At 47.0% G+C, this 18,960-nt stretch carries 1 protein-coding gene; it reads right to left on the bottom strand.

All coding sequences use genetic code 11. The features are described from left to right. Positions 1-127: 127 nt before the first annotated feature. Complete coding sequence (locus R7M72_RS01405) at positions 128-18,745, bottom strand: retention module-containing protein (protein WP_318055993.1); 18,618 nt, start codon at positions 18,743-18,745, stop codon at positions 128-130. Positions 18,746-18,960 lie beyond the last annotated feature (215 nt).

The raw sequence follows: 18,960 nt of genomic DNA, 5'->3' as shown, positions 1-18,960 counted from the left end.
ACAAGATAACCCCTTTGCTTCGCTCTTTCTTTCTATTTCGATTCAAATATCTCCTGTTTAAAATCAAGCTTTCCCGAAAAAAATGGGCGGCTTATCAGAGCCGCCCATTTTTATGTTGCATACAGGTTTATCCGTTATCAATAACACCGTTGTTGAGCAATGACTCTACAATCTCGTTGGAGCTGAGACCGTTGAAGTCGATTGAAGTACCTAAGTTTTCCACGACAATAGTCTGTTGAACATTTGCATCCGTCGTAATGTTCAGAGAAACACTTTCCGTCGATGCATCGTAGTCTGCCGAAATGTGACCAAGCAGATCATCCATGTCGATCATTGAGTTATTGAGATCAGAGATAACTTCACGTAAATCGATACTGTCTTCGTTAACAGTGAAGTCAGTAATGGTATCCACTGCCCCTTCATCAACAGAATCTACCGTCCACTTGAAGATATCGCTGCCGTCTCCACCCGTTAAGATATCTGAACCTAAGCCACCGATAAGCACGTCATCACCATCACCACCCAGAATAACGTCGTCACCGTCTCCACCAATCAAGTTGATACCTGTGTCTCCGCCGACTAAATAGCTGTCGTCCACTTCGGTTGACTGGTCAATATCGTCGCTATCACTACTCACATCCAAACTAATTTGGACAGGTGAAGACTGCGCTTCATCGCCATTAGATTCCGTTGATATCGCCGTAAGCGAAATATCGTAAGAACCGACATCAATACCACTGTTAGTATCTGTTGCGACAATTTCTAGCGTATCAATTTCATCGCTTGGTACTGTCCAAGTGGTACCATCGAAGCTAATGCCTGATGGAGAAACGCCACTTGTTACCTCAGCACTAGCTGGTACGCCCGTTAGCTCCAAAGACAGCACCTCGTCAATATCAGTAAGCGCCGCCATGATTCCGACAATCGCTAAACCTTGACTGCTCGCGGTTTGGCTAGCCGCAATTTGACGAATGTAATTAAACTGAGGATTGATACTCAATGTAGGTGCATCAGCTACAGGTGTCACATTGATAGTGAAATCTTGATTCGCTTCCAATGCGGTACCCGCATTTTCGAAGTACACGCCGTTGTCTTCGACTTTCACCGATAAAGTGATTGAAGCTGCGTTGACATCTCCTGCATCCACAAATACACCCTCAGAAGCGTCTGTTGCTCCAAGAACAGAGTTAATATTATCTGGTGTGCCCATTAGGGTTATTTCACCAGCCATCCCCGCCCCAACAGTCACACCACTACCTGCTGGCGGCTCGACACGAAGGTCGCCCTCGGTAACTGTAAGAGTCACGGTCATGCTTTCATTTGCTTGTGCGCCCGCAAAGTCGACGTCACTCACACTAATACCCGTTACTTTCTGGCCATCAGCTTCATTGATCGTATCCGTTACCGACGTTGCAGTGATTTCAGGTGCGTCATTGGTAGCTTCAACATTCAACACTGCTGTGCCCGAGATTGTAATTGGGTCTGGAGCGCCGTTAGTGGTTCCGTCATCTGTGATTTCATAAGTGAAATTAACGTCACCAAAGAAATCTGCTGCGGGTTCAAACGTCCACTCTGTCGCACCCACTTGAGTCAGCGTGCCGGAAGCTGGATCCACTAACACAACATTATCGACGGTCAAGTTGTCTGACTCAGGATCACTTGCGTTGCTCAGCAACTCAGTAGCCGTAATAGTTACCGAACCACCATCTTCTTCCGTACTACTCAACGTTACCTCTGATGTTACCGGTGCATCGTTCACCTCAGTGACTTCGAAGGTCGCCGTTCCTGACACCGTTTGAGGATCAGAAACACCGTTCGTTGTACCGTTGTCGGTAATGTCGTAGGTCAGATCGACCTTGCCGTTGTAGCCAGGCGCAGGAGTAAATGACCATGTACCTGTTACGTTGTCGAAATCCAATGTGCCGCTGCTTGGGTCAACCAACTGGACATTACTCACCATCAAGGTGTCGTTTTCAATATCAGACGCATTCGCCAACAAATCAGCTTGGGTAATATCAACCGCCGTACTGTCTTCTGCGATATCAGAAAGTGTCACTTCAGACGTCGTTGGAGCATCATTGACTTCCGTTACGTTGAACGATGCGCTGCCGTTAACCGATTTAGGATCGGATGCACCATTTGTCGTGCCATCATCTGTAATGGTGTACGTGATTTCAACTGGACCGTTGTAATCTGGTGCTGGGGTAAATTCCCACTCTCCCGTGCCACTGTTGAAAGTAATGCTGCCCGAATTCGGATCCGTTAACTGAACATTGCTGACCGTGAGGTTATCGTTCTCTACGTCTGTCGCATTCGCAATAAGATCCGCTTCAGAGATGGAGAACACACCACTATCTTCTTCAATATCCGGTAGCGTCACTGGCGTAGTTTCTGGGGTATCATTCACCGCTGTCACTTCAATATTGAAGCTGCTGCTGTTGGTATTTAGGGTGTCATCTACCCCACCAATTACGATACCTTCATTACCTTGGTCATCGACTGTCACGTCCACCTGAACGTCACCAAAGAAGTTCAGGTCTGGATTAAACTCAATCAGACCGTCTGCAATGGCATTGTTTAGATCGGCCACTGTGCCTTTCAGTTCAACGGAGTCCGTACCATCACCGCTCACGGTTAGGTTGTAAGTAGTGATGAGCGTTGGATTAAGCTCCAAGATACCGCTGTCGACGTTCACATTGAGTACGTATTCAGCATTCGGATCATCGAGTACGGCATCAATATCGGTAATGCTGAAACCATCAAGCAGCAATGGCGTATCTTCTGGTGTTTCCACATCCACGGTGTTGACGAACTCTGGACGATCGTTCACTGCTTCAACATCAACAGTGACATCAAACTCCTCTGCGGAGCCCAAGCTTTGACTGCCATCGAGCCCAGTATCAACGGCTTGCACTTTGAAATGCAGCGAACCATCCCATGAGTTATCGTTGCGATCCCCAGAATTAAACACCACTTGATCCAAGTCTTGAGCATTGATTTCTAAGACAAAAATGCCGCCGCCTTGGTCAGTAAACACGGTCCCATCAGGTAATGAAACACTCGCCCCATCAGGGACATTGGAGACCTCAACTCTCAGCGTCTCTGGATCATTTTCCTGGTAGTTTGCACCATCTCCGATGGACTCTTTGTTATCAACCACTAACGCATTTACATTAATAACAATGTCTTCGCCCTCATTACCTGCAGCCGAAGTATCGGGATTCACATCAACATCATCACCAATAGGATTGACAATAAGCGTAAAGTTGTTGTTTCGTTCCGTTGGAACTTGTAGCAACTCCTCTTGAATGAAGACCGTAATACCTATCTCAGCCTCGCCACTAAAGTGTTTTGGCGGTTTAATTTGGATGTCACTCAGGTCAATGGACGTCTGAGTGAGATCTTTTAGTTGAATACTCCATTCGCCCCCACCGTTGTTCTTAACAACATAATCAGAGGAATTGGATTTAACGATAAAGTCATCAGGAAGCCCCGTTAACTTGAGTGAAACGAAACTCTCAGAACCGTCATTATCGTTCAGGCTGATCGAAACACCAGACCCTGATTGATTAAGCGAAATTAAAGTATCTTCGTCGCCAATCACCGTGATTGGCTGCGTCGGATCGGCACCTGTAATGGTAATGTCATCAACGACTGGCGTAACTTCAAATGTGACATCGTCAGTGAAGGTTCTTACATCTATATTATCGCCAGAGTTATTCAAGATAGACTGATCAAACACAGCTTCATCAGTAATTTCTCCCTCGATATTAATCTTGACGGTATTTTGGCCACCACCTACGGGGTAATTTTCTTTTGGCTTAAACAGAACATTGTCAAGCGCACCAGCTAAAATCTCAGCTTCATTAAACTCAATACTGGTTCCTAAGCTGTTACCATTGGCATCAACAAACTCACCTAATGTTGTGTCATCAAGCTCTAACTTGATGTTCGTTAGTGTTTCTCGACCACCTTGAGTGTTGTTAAATTGATCGGCAAAATCAACACTCAAGTTAAGTTGGATTAAGCCATCTTCGTAACCAACACCATCCGCCGTGGGAACGTCGTTATTTAGATCAGTCACAGGTTGTTTGTTTGCATCCAAGCCGAAAGTACCGACGATATCTACTCTTACATTTGGTGTGACATCGCTATCCAACGGCTGATCCCCGGCTGAACTCGGAACGTCTGCAACCGGTAAAACCTGAACTGGAAACTGAACATTATTTTCTTTTTCATCACCGGACTCAGTGTCTTTAGTGACGAACCGAATTGGTAAATCGAAATCACCTGCGTAATCTTCTGCCAAGTGCATCGTCAAACCATCAAGGCCAGTAATATTTCCACTCGCATCGATATGGGCTTGGAACACGTATTTGCCATTGACAAAGTCGATATCCGTCCCCGTAATCACCAAACCAGGAGGAATGCCAGGAGCTGAAGGATCGACGATAATAGTCAAGACATCCTCCACGCCATCTGCATTAATCGCATCAACTTTCGACGTTAACTGAGCACCAAGGTTGATAGAATTATCTTCCAACGCTTGAATTTGGACATCATCAGCCACCTGAATCTCTGCCGCTACACTCATTTGCGGTGTGAGAACGGTAGGAAATTCAAGTGTCACATCCGTTTGGCGCATGACCGTCGCATCTTTTTCGTTGCCCAAATCTTCGCCCAAATCATTCACTTCTGCGTAAATGGTTAAGCCAATTTGAGAGAGACCGCCGTTATCGCCATCGTCGCTGTCATCGTTTGGTGTTAAATCAAGACCAGACGGCGCTTTAATTGAGAAGTTATCTTCATTGGTTACTGTCCAACGACCCCCACCTTCATTTAGTGCACCGACGATAACCAATTGGTTGAGGATCTCAGGGTCCACATTGTGAAATTGAACAACAAGTTGAGTCACCACTTCATCTGAAGACGCATCAAACTCTTGATATTTAATGATATGAGCACCAGATTCGCCCCCCAAAGAAGTGTTGATCGTAAAGTCAATGTTACCTTGATCGTCTGACTTCACGATATCGGTAGCACCACCACCACTTTCAGTGACAAGCAGACGGGTTTGGTCATCTATTGCCCCCGTCTTATCCTCTGGCTCAACGATTGGATTAACTTGGACATTCACCGTACCATTGATGGTTTTCTCAGCGATACCTTCACCGGGATTCGAAGCGTCAACATATTCATGGTCAATCTCTTTCACAGTGACGGTCGTGGTCAAGTCAAAGTCAGTACTTGAATCCTGCTCCAACTGGACTTGAACATAGCCACTTTGAGAGATTCTAGCGGAAAAATCTTGCTCTGATTCACCGGCTTGCGGCGAAAGCGTTAGTGTTCCAGAAACAAGCGTTTGTGCCACACCATCTACATAGACCGTGCTGCCTGGAGGAAATCCAGAGATGGTTACATCACTAAAGAATTCATCGGTATCAGGGCTTTGTACGAGCGTCGGTTTCCAATCGATGTCAAAGCGCGTATCTTCATCTCCCTCCGATCGAACAACGTAGTTATCTTGAGCGTCAATAACGGGTTCGACCTTGATCCTTACCTCTCTTTCAATCACACGACTATGACCATCATTCTCGGTAACAATGATCGTCCCTGTAATCGCAATATTTTCAGTTGAAGAGGCTTCCGGAATAATTTGAATACCGGAATTAAAATTCAGCCCAGTGATGTTTGCTTCGTAAATCGGTTGACCGTTACCATCATAGCCAACAAAGGTGAGGTCAACGCTTGAACCGTCTGAATCTACGACACGAACACCGTCGGGGATGTTGGACAGGATAACAGTAATGGCTTCTGAATCATCCTGTGGTCTATCGGCAACTTCACCTGATACAACCGAGAAGTTGAGGTTTACAACACCATTCTCTTCAATAGTCGTCTCTATCCCGGCCACATCTCCGTCTACGAATCGGTTCCAAACGTTCCCCGCGTCAATTAATACCGTGTCTGGTATGTCAGCAACACCTTTTACACCAACGATGACGGTCTTACTGCCCAGTGACAACACATCTTCTGTCGTACCGGTAGACAATGATGCTGTGTCTTTCACAATGCCTTCGACATTGAAAGTAAAGTCATCATTGCTGTGCAACGGAGGAAGAACTTCGACGTTCGCTAATTCAGACTCTGGCACTTCGTAATAAAGTACATTGCCGCCTGAATCGGTCACTTCTACTATCTGACTTGGGTTTGCTGAGTCCAGCCACACCAAAGTAACCCCATCAATTGAGAAGTTAGAAATGCGCACAAATAACGCTTCAGAACCATCTAAGTCCGCTGATGGTTTCATGGTGATCACTTCACTTAATTGGAGTGGGTCGTGATCAGTGACAGGGTCTACCGTATTTTGAGTTCGAGCGTTATCCTCAAACACATTAATTCGGTTTACAGTAAAACTACCTTTATCCGCAACTGGGTTTACATCAATAATGATGGTTTCGGTTTCTGAGCGAGCGGTATCTTTCCCAAGCAGTGGATTGTTGTTTTCCGTCGTAATAGCGGTGACATCAATTCTGATTTCGCCCGAGAAGTTATCTATCGGATCAACTTGAACTTCATCAATTCGGCTTGCATCCACCAGATAAACACCACCGGATTTTGGTATCGCACTACCATCTGAATAGACTAACTCTGCGTTACCTTCTCCTTGTGTAAAGACAAGCTCGTACACAATGCCTTCAGGGTTACTAGTGTCTTGGGTTTCAGCCGTGATGTTAAGTGCGACATTGTTTCCATCTTCATCAACCGAGTAGTTAAATTCACTGTTTGCCGTCCACGTTGCAATATCTGCAACGGCAGCAACTTCAATGTCTAAACGACCATTAATCGTATGATCTGGCGTACCATTGTTAAGAATTTCCACGCGGATACGAGGATCGATACCAGAAGCATCGGTTGATGTATGTCGATCTGGTACGAAGTACAAGTTATCTAACGAGACAAGCTCACCATTGAATGACTGCTCAACATTTGATGCGTCGAGAACAACCGTATTGCCCACAGATGTTAATTCAATGTAGTTGCCACTGCCGTCTCTGTAGTAGAACGTACCGTTGTGAGTATCAGCATCTCGAATAGTGATGTCACCTAAGCTCTCGTTACGGTCGATATCATGTAAATTGATAACCAAGTCGACTTTCGCAGGGCTAACATCCAGCGTCGACAAGTTGTCCTGAGTATTTGCAGAGTCAACGCCCACAACGACACCATCACGCCCTTGGTCTTCGAACGCAGTAACGGTAGACTTGTCAATTTGCGCATTGCGGTCTCTTATCGAGATATCCACATCGGCATCAGCGATATCGCCATCACCATCGGTTGCAACAACGTTGATGGTGAAATCAATCGAGTCGGTTTCGGTATGGTCAAGATCGTCATTCGGACGGAATGACACACTGCCATCGGTTCGAACAACCAAACGACCGATTTCAGTATCCACTCCGTCAAGAACCTTGTGAACAAATACGACTTGGTCGCTGCCGTTCAAATCGACAGAATCAGAATCAACACCGTTTTGCTTAAAGTAAATGCCTGAATCATCAGCCGAGAATGAAGTCACTTGTGCGCCGTCAGCACCAAGGTCATCATCCCCCTCTACAGGGTCTCGGAATAAACGAACCGTGCGGCTGCCTTGCCCCTCAACACGCGAAATAGATGCATCGTGCAAGGTTGGAACATCATCGGTAATCGTCACTGGTAAGTTAATACCTGCCGTATCACCATCGACATCGGTCGCAAAGACTGGGAGATCAAGTATGAGTGTATCTTCGCCTTGAGTTGAGTGATCTAGCGCACCCTCAAGCGTAAACTTGTAAGAGCCGTCAGCGTTCAAAACTAGTGTGAACACTGAGTTACCATCAGGTGTTTGACCTTGATAAGTAAAGTTGTTGTTGCTTACCGCGGTTTGAACTAACGTCACCGCAAAACCACCTGAAGTTACTCCTGGTATCGGGTTAGAAGTAAGATCCAGCTGATAAGAGACAACGGTATCTGCCCCTTCCACCGTATCGAAATTGCCCGTTGCTTCTAGGCTGTCTTTGTTGGTTGCCTGAGAGCCGTTGGCAAGGTCATCCTCATCAACAGCCAAAGCATCTGCTGATTTAATTTCGGGAATGTCATCAACTACGGTAATTGGAAGATTCAGTGATGATGACGTGTCACCATCAAAGTCTGTTACTGTAATTGGAATATCAATGACAAGGTTGTTTTCACCTTGAACAGCGTCATGGTCGATTGGTCCCAACAGCTCAAATTGGTAGCTGTCATTATTCGCATCAAGAGACAGCGTGAAGATCTTAGTTGATGTGCCAGTAATAACCGCTTCGTAACTGGTTACTCCAGCATTCGTGCTTACTAGATTCAACTCGATGCTGCTGCCATTCGACGTTAAACCAGACACGACTGCATCGAGGTCTGAAACTTGGTAGCTGACAATCTTGTCTGCACCAGCAACGACCTCAAATCCGCCGTTCAATACCGTAGAATCATTACTTGTCGTGTCAGAGCCACCGGAAAGATCATCTTCATCAACGGTTTGTTGGCTAGAGTCTGTCACTTTCACAATAGCTGGAACATCGTCCACCACGGTGATCGGCAAGGTGATGTTATTGGACACATCACCGTCAAAATCGGTCGCGTTGACTGGGAAGTTGATGACTAACGAGTTCTCATCGTTACCCGTAGGATGATCAAGTGCGCCCAACAGTTCAAATTCATAACTGTCTGCTGAACCATTTAGCGTCAGTTTAAAGACGGTGTCCGTCGTACCTTGTACATAAGCTCGGTACTCAATCACACCGTTTGAATTTGAAAACTCAACCAACTCGAGCGGTTGACCACCTGAGGTAAGTCCAGATACAGGCGACGTTAAGCTATCCAACTGGAAGCTAACGATAGAGTCGGCACCATCCGTAACGTCAAAGTTACCACCAATGATATTGGGTTCTGGCGTGTCGTCCGAACCTTGGCTTGGAATATCATCCTCATCCACAGACAAGGTACTACCAGAGCTAATAGCATCAATGGTTGGTTTGTCATCTACGATCGTCACTGGCAAGGTCGCAGTGATGGTATCGTTGTCGCCATCCGTGATCTTCACAGGTAGATTCAACAAAATTTCATCAGAGTTAACCGCGTGATCTAACTGACCAGATAACTCAAAGTCGTATTTACCATCTTGATGAAGTGTCAACGTGAAGACCGTCACTCCACCCGGTGTTTGTCCCACGTAAACAAGCGCGTCAGCAGTTGAAGCGCCAACGTCTTGAGAAAGTGTTACCTCTTCTCCACCCGATTTCAGATTCGGGATAGGATTTGAGCTTAGATCCAATTCGAAAGCATCAATACCATCTGCGCTAGTGACTTCGAACTCACCTGATACCGTTAATGGCTCTTTCGTTCCATCAGAACCAAGAGGTAAGTCATCTTCGTCGACACGTAGACTTTCAATATTGGTAACAACTGGAACATCGTCCACAACGGTAATTGGCAATGTGAAGGCTGGTGAAGTATCACCATCATTATCTGTCGCCGTCACAGGGAGGTTAATAACAATCTCGTTTTGCTGATTACCATCGGGATGATCAAGCGGCTTCTGTAAATCGAACTCATAGGAGTTGTTCGTTGCATCCAGCGTCAGTTCGAAAACCACTTCAGCAGGATTGCCAGCAACACCTTGGTATACGTTCACGCCGTTTGCGCTAGAAGACAGAACTAAGGTGATAGCTTCACCATCTGAAGTCAGTGACGCAACAGGCGTGGTCAGGTCACTCAGCTGAATAGAAGCAACTTGGTCAGCACCTTCGGTGATATCAAAAGTACCTGAAATAACAGTATCTTCTGCACTTGCAGCATCCGTACCTGCTGGTAGGTCATCTTCATCAACGGTTTGTTCGCTGCCTGCTAGTAAACCATCAATGGTCGGAACATCATCCACAACCGTAATTGGTAAGGTGATGTTGTTCGACACGTCTCCATCAAAGTCAGTCGCGTTTATCGGTAAATTGATGACCAGTTCATTTTGGCCATCAGCATTTGGATGATCGAGAGGAGCAAGCAAATCGAACGTGTAGCTATCATCAGAAGCATCGAGAGTCACACGGAATACTGGTGTCGTTGTGCCATCAATACGAGCTTCGTAAACTGAAACGCCACCTGCGTTTGATACTTCAACCATAACCAGAGATTGACCACCAGAGGTCAGGCCTTGTACTGGCGTCGTCAGGTCAGAAACGCTGTACTCCACAATGCCATCAGAGCCATCAGTCGCGATGAAGTTACCTGCAATGCTGTTCGACTGCGTACCATCAGATCCGACTGTTGGGATATCGTCCTCGTCAACCGTTTGCACACTTGTTGCTTCGATGCCACCAAGTGTCGGTTTGTCATCAACGATCTTGACAGGAATTGTCTCAGCAGAGGTATCGCCATCAAAGTCTGTTGCGATGATTGGGAAGTTCAGTGTCAACTCATCACTATCTACTGTGTGGTCGATTGGACCTTCAAGCGTGAAGTTGTAACTACCATCAGTATTCACTATCAGAGTAAAGACCGCTTCAGTACCCGCTGTCGCCTCGTAAGTAAAGCTGCCATCACCATTTGCGGTTTCCGTCAGTGTGACTGCCACGCCTTGTGATGTAAGGCCAGCCACTGGTGTTGCAGACGCGTCAAGCTGATAGCTCACTACTCGGTCCGAGCCTTGTGTGGTAGTGAAGTTGCCATCGATTGAAATCGGGCCAGTCTGATCTGAACCAATCGTGCCTAGGTCATCTTCATCAACGGTAATCGCATCGACATCGGTAATGGTCGGCTTATCATCCACAATGGTGACTGGGATCATTTCTGTGGTGGTATCACCATCAAAATCCGTCGCGATGATTGGGAAGTTCAGCGTCAGCTCATCACTACCCGTCGCATGGTCGATTGGACCTTGCAGCGTGAAGTTGTATGAACCATCCGTATTAATGGTCAGCGTAAATACGGCTTCAGTTCCTGCTGTCGCTTCATAAGTGTAGCTACCATCACCGTTTGCAGTTTCAGTCAGCGTCACTGCCACACCTTGCGATGTTAGGCCATCAACTGGCGTTGCAGAAGCATCCAATTGGTAACTCACTACCCCATCAGAGCCTTGCGTTGTAGTGAAGTTGCCATCAATGGAAATTGGGTCAGAGCCGTCAGAGCCAATCGTCGTTAAGTCATCTTCATCAACCGTGATGGCATCTACGTCAGTGATGGTTGGCTTATCATCAACGATAGTGACAGGTAACGTCTCCGATGAGGTGTCGCCATCAAAGTCTGTTGCGATAATCGGGAAGTCGATTTGCAGGCTGTCGCTGTTCACCGCATGGTCTAGTGGACCTTGCAGAGTAAAGGTGTAGCTGCCATCTGGCTTCACAACCAATTCAAATACGGCATTGCCATCTGCTGTGGCTGTGTAAGTAAAACTACCGTCGCCGTTAGCAGTTTCAGTAAGCACGACAGGCTCACCATGAGAGGTCAACCCTGCTACTGGATCTGCTGTTGCATCAAGCTGGTATTTAACAACACTGTCCGAGCCTTCAGTTGTGGTGAAAGAGCCCGACATAAACGCATCATCGTTCTGGTCTGAGCCTATTGAGGCAAGGTCATCTTCGTCTACTGTTAGTGGGACAACGTTATCGATGGTTGGAACGTCATCAGTAATCGTGACTGGAATGGTCGCAGTCGTCGTATCGCCATCAAAGTCTGTTGCAATGATTGGGAAGTTAAGAACTAATTCATCGCTGTTTAACGCATGATCAACCGGACCTTCCAGACGGAAGTTGTATGTACCGTCTGCATTCACGTTCATGGTGAAAACCGGATTGCCATCCGCGGTAGCCACGTAAGTAAAGCTGCCATCGGCATTCGCAGTCTCTACCAAAGTAACAGGCTCACCTTGAGAAGTTAAACCTGCGACAGGATCAGAAGTTGAATCAAGTTGGTAGCTCACCACACGGTCTGAACCTTGGGTGGTCGTAAACGCGCCTTCAACAAACACAGCGTCGCTTTGGTCTGAGCCAATGCCTGATAAATCATCTTCGTCTACAGCCAGAGGCACAACATTATCGATGATTGGTGCATCATCCGTAATCGTGACTGGAATGGTCGCCGAAGTCGTATCACCATCAAAATCGGTGGCAATAATTGGGAAATCAATCGTCAGGCTGTCGCTGTTAGCTGCATGGTCAATCGGGCCTTGCAGCGTAAAGTCGTAAGTACCATCTGCTGCGACATTCAACGTGAAGACAGGATTGCCATCTGCGGTCGCAACATAAGTAAAGCTGCCGTCGCCATTCGCGGTTTCCACCAAGGTAATCGCCTCACCTTGAGACGTTAGCCCCGCAACAGGATCAGCCGTTGAATCCAGTTGATAGCTCACCACTCGGTCAGAGCCTTGAATAGTGGTAAACGCGCCTTCAACGAACACAGCGTCAGTTTGGTCTGAGCCCACGCCGCTAAGGTCATCTTCATCGACACTTAACGCATCCACCGCTGTGATGGTCGGTACATCATCAACAATCGTGACTGGAATGGTTTCAGTAACGGTGTCGCCATCGAAGTCGGTTGCGATAATTGGGAAGTTGAGTGTCAGCTCATCACTATCCACCGCGTGATCAATTGGCCCTTCTAGCGTGAAGTTGTAAGAGCCACCAGTATCTACTGTCAGAGTAAATACTGGGTTGCCACCCGCAGTCGCTTCATAAGTGAAACTACCATCACCATTTGCGGTTTCTATCAGTGTGACAGCCACGCCTTGCGATGTTAAACCGTCAACTGGTGTTGATGTGCCATCGAGTTGGTAGCTCACCACTCGGTCTGAACCTTGCGTGGTGGTAAAGTTACCATCAATAGAAATTGGATTGCTTTGGTCTGAGCCAATTGACGCTAGATCATCTTCATCAACCGTAATGGTGTCGACGTCGGTAATAACAGGCTTATCGTCCACGATTGTCACTGGGATAGTGGCATTTGTGGTGTCGCCATCAAAGTCTGTTGCGATGATTGGGAAGTTGAGTGTCAGCTCATCACTATCAACAGCATGATCGATTGGGCCTTCAAGCGTGAAGTTATAAGAGCCATCAGTGTTCACTGTCAGTGTAAAGACCGACTCGGTGCCTGCAGTTGCTTGATAGGTAAAGCTGCCATCACCGTTTGCGGTTTCAGTCAGCGTGACGGCCACGCCTTGCGACGTTAAACCGTCAACTGGTGTTGCAGACGCGTCAAGCTGATAACTCACTACTCGGTCAGAGCCTTGTGTGGTGGTGAAGTTGCCATCGATTGAAATTGGGTCAGTCTGGTCTGAGCCAATCGTGCCTAAATCATCCTCATCAACGGTAATTGCATCGACATCGGTAATGGTCGGCTTATCATCCACGATGGTGACTGGGATCGTTTCTGTGGTGGTATCACCATCAAAATCCGTCGCGATGATTGGGAAGTTCAGTGTCAGCTCATCACTGTCTGTCGCATGGTCGATAGGACCTTGCAGCGTGAAGTTGTATGAACCATCCGTATTAACGGTCAGCGTAAATACGGCTTCAGTTCCTGCTGTCGCTTCATAAGTGTAGCTACCGTCGCCGTTTGCGGTTTCAGTCAGCGTCACTGCCACACCTTGCGATGTTAGACCATCAACTGGCGTTGCAGCAGTATCTAATTGGTAGCTTACTACCCCATCAGAGCCTTGCGTTGTAGTGAAGTTGCCGTCGATTGAAATTGGATCTGCGCCGTCAGAGCCAATTGTTGCTAAGTCATCTTCATCCACACGGATCGCGTCTACGTCGGTGATGCTTGGTTTATCGTCAACAATGGTGACAGGCAATGTTTCTGTCGAGGTATCGCCATCAAAATCTGTTGCGATAATCGGGAAATCAATTTGTAGGCTGTCACTATTTACCGCATGGTCTAGTGGGCCCTGCAGAGTAAAGGTGTAGCTGCCGTCTGGCTTCAACACCAATTCAAATACGTCATTGCCATTTGCTGTGGCAGTGTAAGTAAAGCTGCCATCACCATTTGCTGTCTCTGCAAGCACAACAGGCTCACCATGAGAGGTTAACCCTGATACTGGATCTGCCGTTGCATCAAGCTGGTATTTAACAACGCTGTCTGAGCCTTCAGTTGTGCTGAAAGAGCCCGACATAAACGCATCATCGTTTTGGTCTGAGCCAATTGTTGCGAGATCATCTTCGTCTACTGTCAGTGGAACAACGTTATTAATGGTTGGAACGTCATCAGTAATCGTGACTGGAATGGTCGCGGTCGTCGTATCGCCATCAAAGTCTGTTGCAATGATTGGGAAGTTCAGTACTAGCTCATCGCTGTTTAACGCATGATCGATTGGACCTTCTAGACGGAAGCTGTATGTACCGTCTGCATTCACGTTCATGGTGAAAACCGGATTGCCATCCGCGGTAGCCACGTAAGTAAAGCTGCCATCGGCATTCGCAGTCTCTACCAAAGTAACAGGCTCACCTTGAGAAGTTAAACCTGCGACAGGATCAGAAGTTGAATCAAGTTGGTAGCTCACCACACGGTCTGAACCTTGGGTGGTCGTAAACGCGCCTTCAACAAACACAGCGTCGCTTTGGTCTGAGCCAATGCCTGATAAATCATCTTCGTCTACAGCCAGAGGCACAACATTATCGATGATTGGTGCATCATCCGTAATCGTGACTGGAATGGTCGCCGAAGTCGTATCACCATCAAAATCGGTGGCAATAATTGGGAAATCAATCGTCAGGCTGTCGCTGTTAGCTGCATGGTCAATCGGGCCTTGCAGCGTAAAGTCGTAAGTACCATCTGCTGCGACATTCAACGTGAAGACAGGATTGCCATCTGCGGTCGCAACATAAGTAAAGCTGCCGTCGCCATTCGCGGTTTCCACCAAGGTAATCGCCTCACCTTGAGACGTTAGCCCCGCAACAGGATCAGCCGTTGAATCCAGTTGATAGCTCACCACTCGGTCAGAGCCTTGAATAGTGGTAAACGCGCCTTCAACGAACACAGCGTCAGTTTGGTCTGAGCCCACGCCGCTAAGGTCATCTTCATCGACACTTAACGCATCCACCGCTGTGATGGTCGGTACATCATCAACAATCGTGACTGGAATGGTTTCAGTAACGGTGTCGCCATCGAAGTCGGTTGCGATAATTGGGAAGTTGAGTGTCAGCTCATCACTATCCACCGCGTGATCAATTGGCCCTTCTAGCGTGAAGTTGTAAGAGCCACCAGTATCTACTGTCAGAGTAAATACTGGGTTGCCACCCGCAGTCGCTTCATAAGTGAAACTACCATCACCATTTGCGGTTTCTATCAGTGTGACAGCCACGCCTTGCGATGTTAAACCGTCAACTGGTGTTGATGTGCCATCGAGTTGGTAGCTCACCACTCGGTCTGAACCTTGCGTGGTGGTAAAGTTACCATCAATAGAAATTGGATTGCTTTGGTCTGAGCCAATTGACGCTAGATCATCTTCATCAACCGTAATGGTGTCGACGTCGGTAATAACAGGCTTATCGTCCACGATTGTCACTGGGATAGTGGCATTTGTGGTGTCGCCATCAAAGTCTGTTGCGATGATTGGGAAGTTGAGTGTCAGCTCATCGCTATCTACCGCGTGGTCGATTGGACCTTCAAGCGTGAAGTTATAGCTACCATCAGTATTCACCGTCAGCGTAAAGACCGCTTCACTACCCGCTGTCGCCTCGTAAGTAAAGCTGCCATCAGCGTTTGCGGTTTCAGTCAGCGTAACTGCCACGCCTTGTGATGTAAGGCCGTCAACTGGTGTTGCAGAAGCATCAAGCTGATAACTTACCACTCGGTCAGAGCCTTGTGTGGTGGTGAAGCTACCATCAATAGAAATCGGGTCAGTCTGGTCCGAACCAATCGTGCCTAAATCATCTTCATCAACAGTAATCGCATCAACATCGGTAATAGTTGGCTTATCATCCACGATGGTAACAGGCAATACGATTTGGCTTGTGTCACCATCGAAGTCTGTAGCAATAACGCTAAAATCAAGGGTTAAGCTGTCGCTATTTGCCGCATGGTCAATTGGACCTTGCAGCTCAAAACTGTACGAGCCGTCGGTATTCAAAATTAATGTGAAAACTGCACTGCCATTTGCCGTTGCGCTGTAGGTGTAACTGCCATCTGCATTTTGCGTTTCGGCAATGGAAACGGTTTGACCTTGAGATTGCAGGCCATTTAAAGAATCAGCGTTTACATCCAACTGATACTGTACGACGCCATCAGAACCTTGAGTTGTCGTAAACTGACCTTCGACCAGCGTTGACTGTGATTGGTCAGAGCCTACCAAACTTAAGTCATCTTCATCGACGGTAAGAGCGACAACGTCATTAATGGTTGGCACATCATCGGCAATGGTTACCGGTAGAACAAGTGAACTGGTGTCACCGTCAAAGTCCGTTGCGACAATAGTGAAGTCTAGAGTTAAGCTATCGCTACCCACAGCATGATCGATTGGACCTTCAAGGGTAAATGAATAAGAACCGTCAGGGTTCACTTGTAAGGTGAAGATAGCGTCCCCTTCTGCCGTTGCAGAATAGGTAAAGCTGCCATCTGAATTGGTTGTTTCCGTCAGAGAGATAGATCGCCCCTGCGATTCCAACCCATTGAGTGGATCAGTGCCGCTCTCTAATTGATAACTTACAACACGGTCTGAGCCCTGAGTCGTCGTGAAGCTACCTTGCGCGAACACAGAGTCGCTTTGATCGGAGCCAATGCTTGATAAATCGTCTTCATCGACGGCTAGCGCATCAACGCCATCAATCGAAGGAACGTCATCTTGAACTTGAATGACAATTTGCGCAGCTTCTGGTGTGTTCGAACCTTCGGTAATAGAGGAGCGGTCACCATCCGCATCTACCGCGTAAACTGGCAGTGAGAAAGTGAGCGAGTCATCGTTAGCACCCGTATGGTCAAGTTGTTCATACAAGTTGAATTGGTATTCGCCCAATGCAGGTGCATCAATCGCCACATCAAATACGGTAATACGCACACCATCCAGCTCGATGAAGCCTTCGTAAGTACGTACGCCGTTACTCTCGGACGCTAGTTCTAGTTGAACAACCTGCCCTTGAGATTGGAGTTCTCCACCAACATTGAACTCTGTAGGTTCCAACTCATAGTGATCAATGATGTCACTTCCGACCGCTGTCGTGATCGACCCAGTACCACTTGTTACTGCCGCGCCTGCCTGTGAACCTTGGTCAACCCCCGCCTCATCTAAAGACAAGCCCGTCACGTTCTCAATCACTGGGTTATCGCCATCGAGGATGGTCATCGTAAAGGTGTTGCTTGCCGTATCTTGGTCGAAATCGACGATTGTGGTTGGCAAAGAGAGCTCAATCGTATCTTCACCGTTTGTTTGTTCTAACGGCTTAAATTGCTCAAATTGGTAGGTACCATCAGTATTCAAACTGATGGTTAAGACGGTCTCATTCGAGCCCGCAATGGACAAGGTGATAGTACTGCCGTCTTCAGAGAGTACCGCTTCTGTCGCCTGATTATCACTCAGTAGGCCATCGAACTGACTAAGTCCTTCTTGATTAAACGTGACCGTTGCCAATTGATCACTACCAATATCAACAAAAGTGCCAGTAATTGGTGTAGAAGAAGATTCAACGTTTTCAAAAGTAACGTTCTGCGGCGCAGGATCATCGCCATCAATAACGGTTGTCGTAAAATCGATAGGCGCTTGAATGCTATTACCACCAATATCTGCGCCTGTAATGTCAAAAGCGATATTGATTTGATCACCGACGATCGATACTTGGCCATCAGCGATGGACGCCACATGGTCAATACCCTGGCTAATCGTGGTAACGACCTCTAACTCTAAATCACGGCCTAAAGATGTCGCTTCGATCTCGATACGAAGCACTTCGTTACCACCTTGAGTGCCGATAATGGCATTTTGCGCTTCGTCGTAAACAAACGCCACTGGCTGACCACCAGAGGTAATGTCACTATTTAACTCGGTTAACAAAGACTCTAATGAGGACGTTTCAGGTACAAATGAAGCAGTATCAAGTGCGAGATCCCCTGCTTCAACCAGCACACTAGAAGAAATGGTTTGCGGGTAGCTAGATAGAGAAATTGAGCCTTCTGTTACGCTAGATTGCAGTGACTGCCCACCATCAGCAAAAATCGTGACATTCAAACCGTCATCTTCGTCGCGATCATCTTCTCCGCTGCGAGTCGCAGACGTTTCAAAAAAAGTAGAAGCGAGTACTTCCGGGTTATTATATTCAACCGTCACGTAGCCAGCATTAGCCGAGCCTTCAGCACCTGCGCCAGCAGCTGTTGCTTCTAAGATAGCGGTAGGGTCAGCTCCGTCTAAAATAGCTTGCTGGATAGCGGCAATATCGTTGGCGTCGAAGTCAGCACTTCCAATAGCCGTTGGGTCAAAAGTCACTAAGCCATTAACTGGAGATTGTACCAATACTGGTTCTAACGGTTCAGAAGAAGGCACAGGAAGACAAGCAACACAATTTGCATCGACCAGATAAAGCTCATTATTTATCTGTACGTCGAGAGAAGCATTATTTTCTGTGATAATAATCTCGCCAGGTCTTAACTCATCCCCCGCTTTTATGACCTTAACGTTTCCATCCAGGCCCAAAACCAAAACTTCACCTTTGACAGCATTTACAATCGCGCTCTGCGGTACCGTGTGCGTACTCATCTGACCTCCGCTAATGGCTTACGTTTCCCATTAACCTTTTTAGATAATTTCTTATTAATTTAGTGCGGCATACTGCACACCTTTATACGATTAAACTAAGTATTGAATCATTAAACAATCGATAAATACCCTACTACCAAGCAACATAAGTAAAACTTACTCGTAGTCACAGAAATGTGACACATGTGCTGACGCGTAGATATCGAATAATTATA

Source organism: Vibrio sp. YT-18, from assembly GCF_033337345.1.
Lineage (GTDB): Bacteria > Pseudomonadota > Gammaproteobacteria > Enterobacterales > Vibrionaceae > Vibrio > Vibrio alginolyticus.
This window is presented reverse-complemented; position numbering and strand designations above follow the sequence as displayed.

What these genes read in the sequence shown, in the direction of transcription:
- R7M72_RS01405 (WP_318055993.1), bottom strand. Translation starts at nt 18,745, where the DNA reads ATGAGTACGCACACGGTACCGCAGAGCGCGATTGTAAATGCTGTCAAA.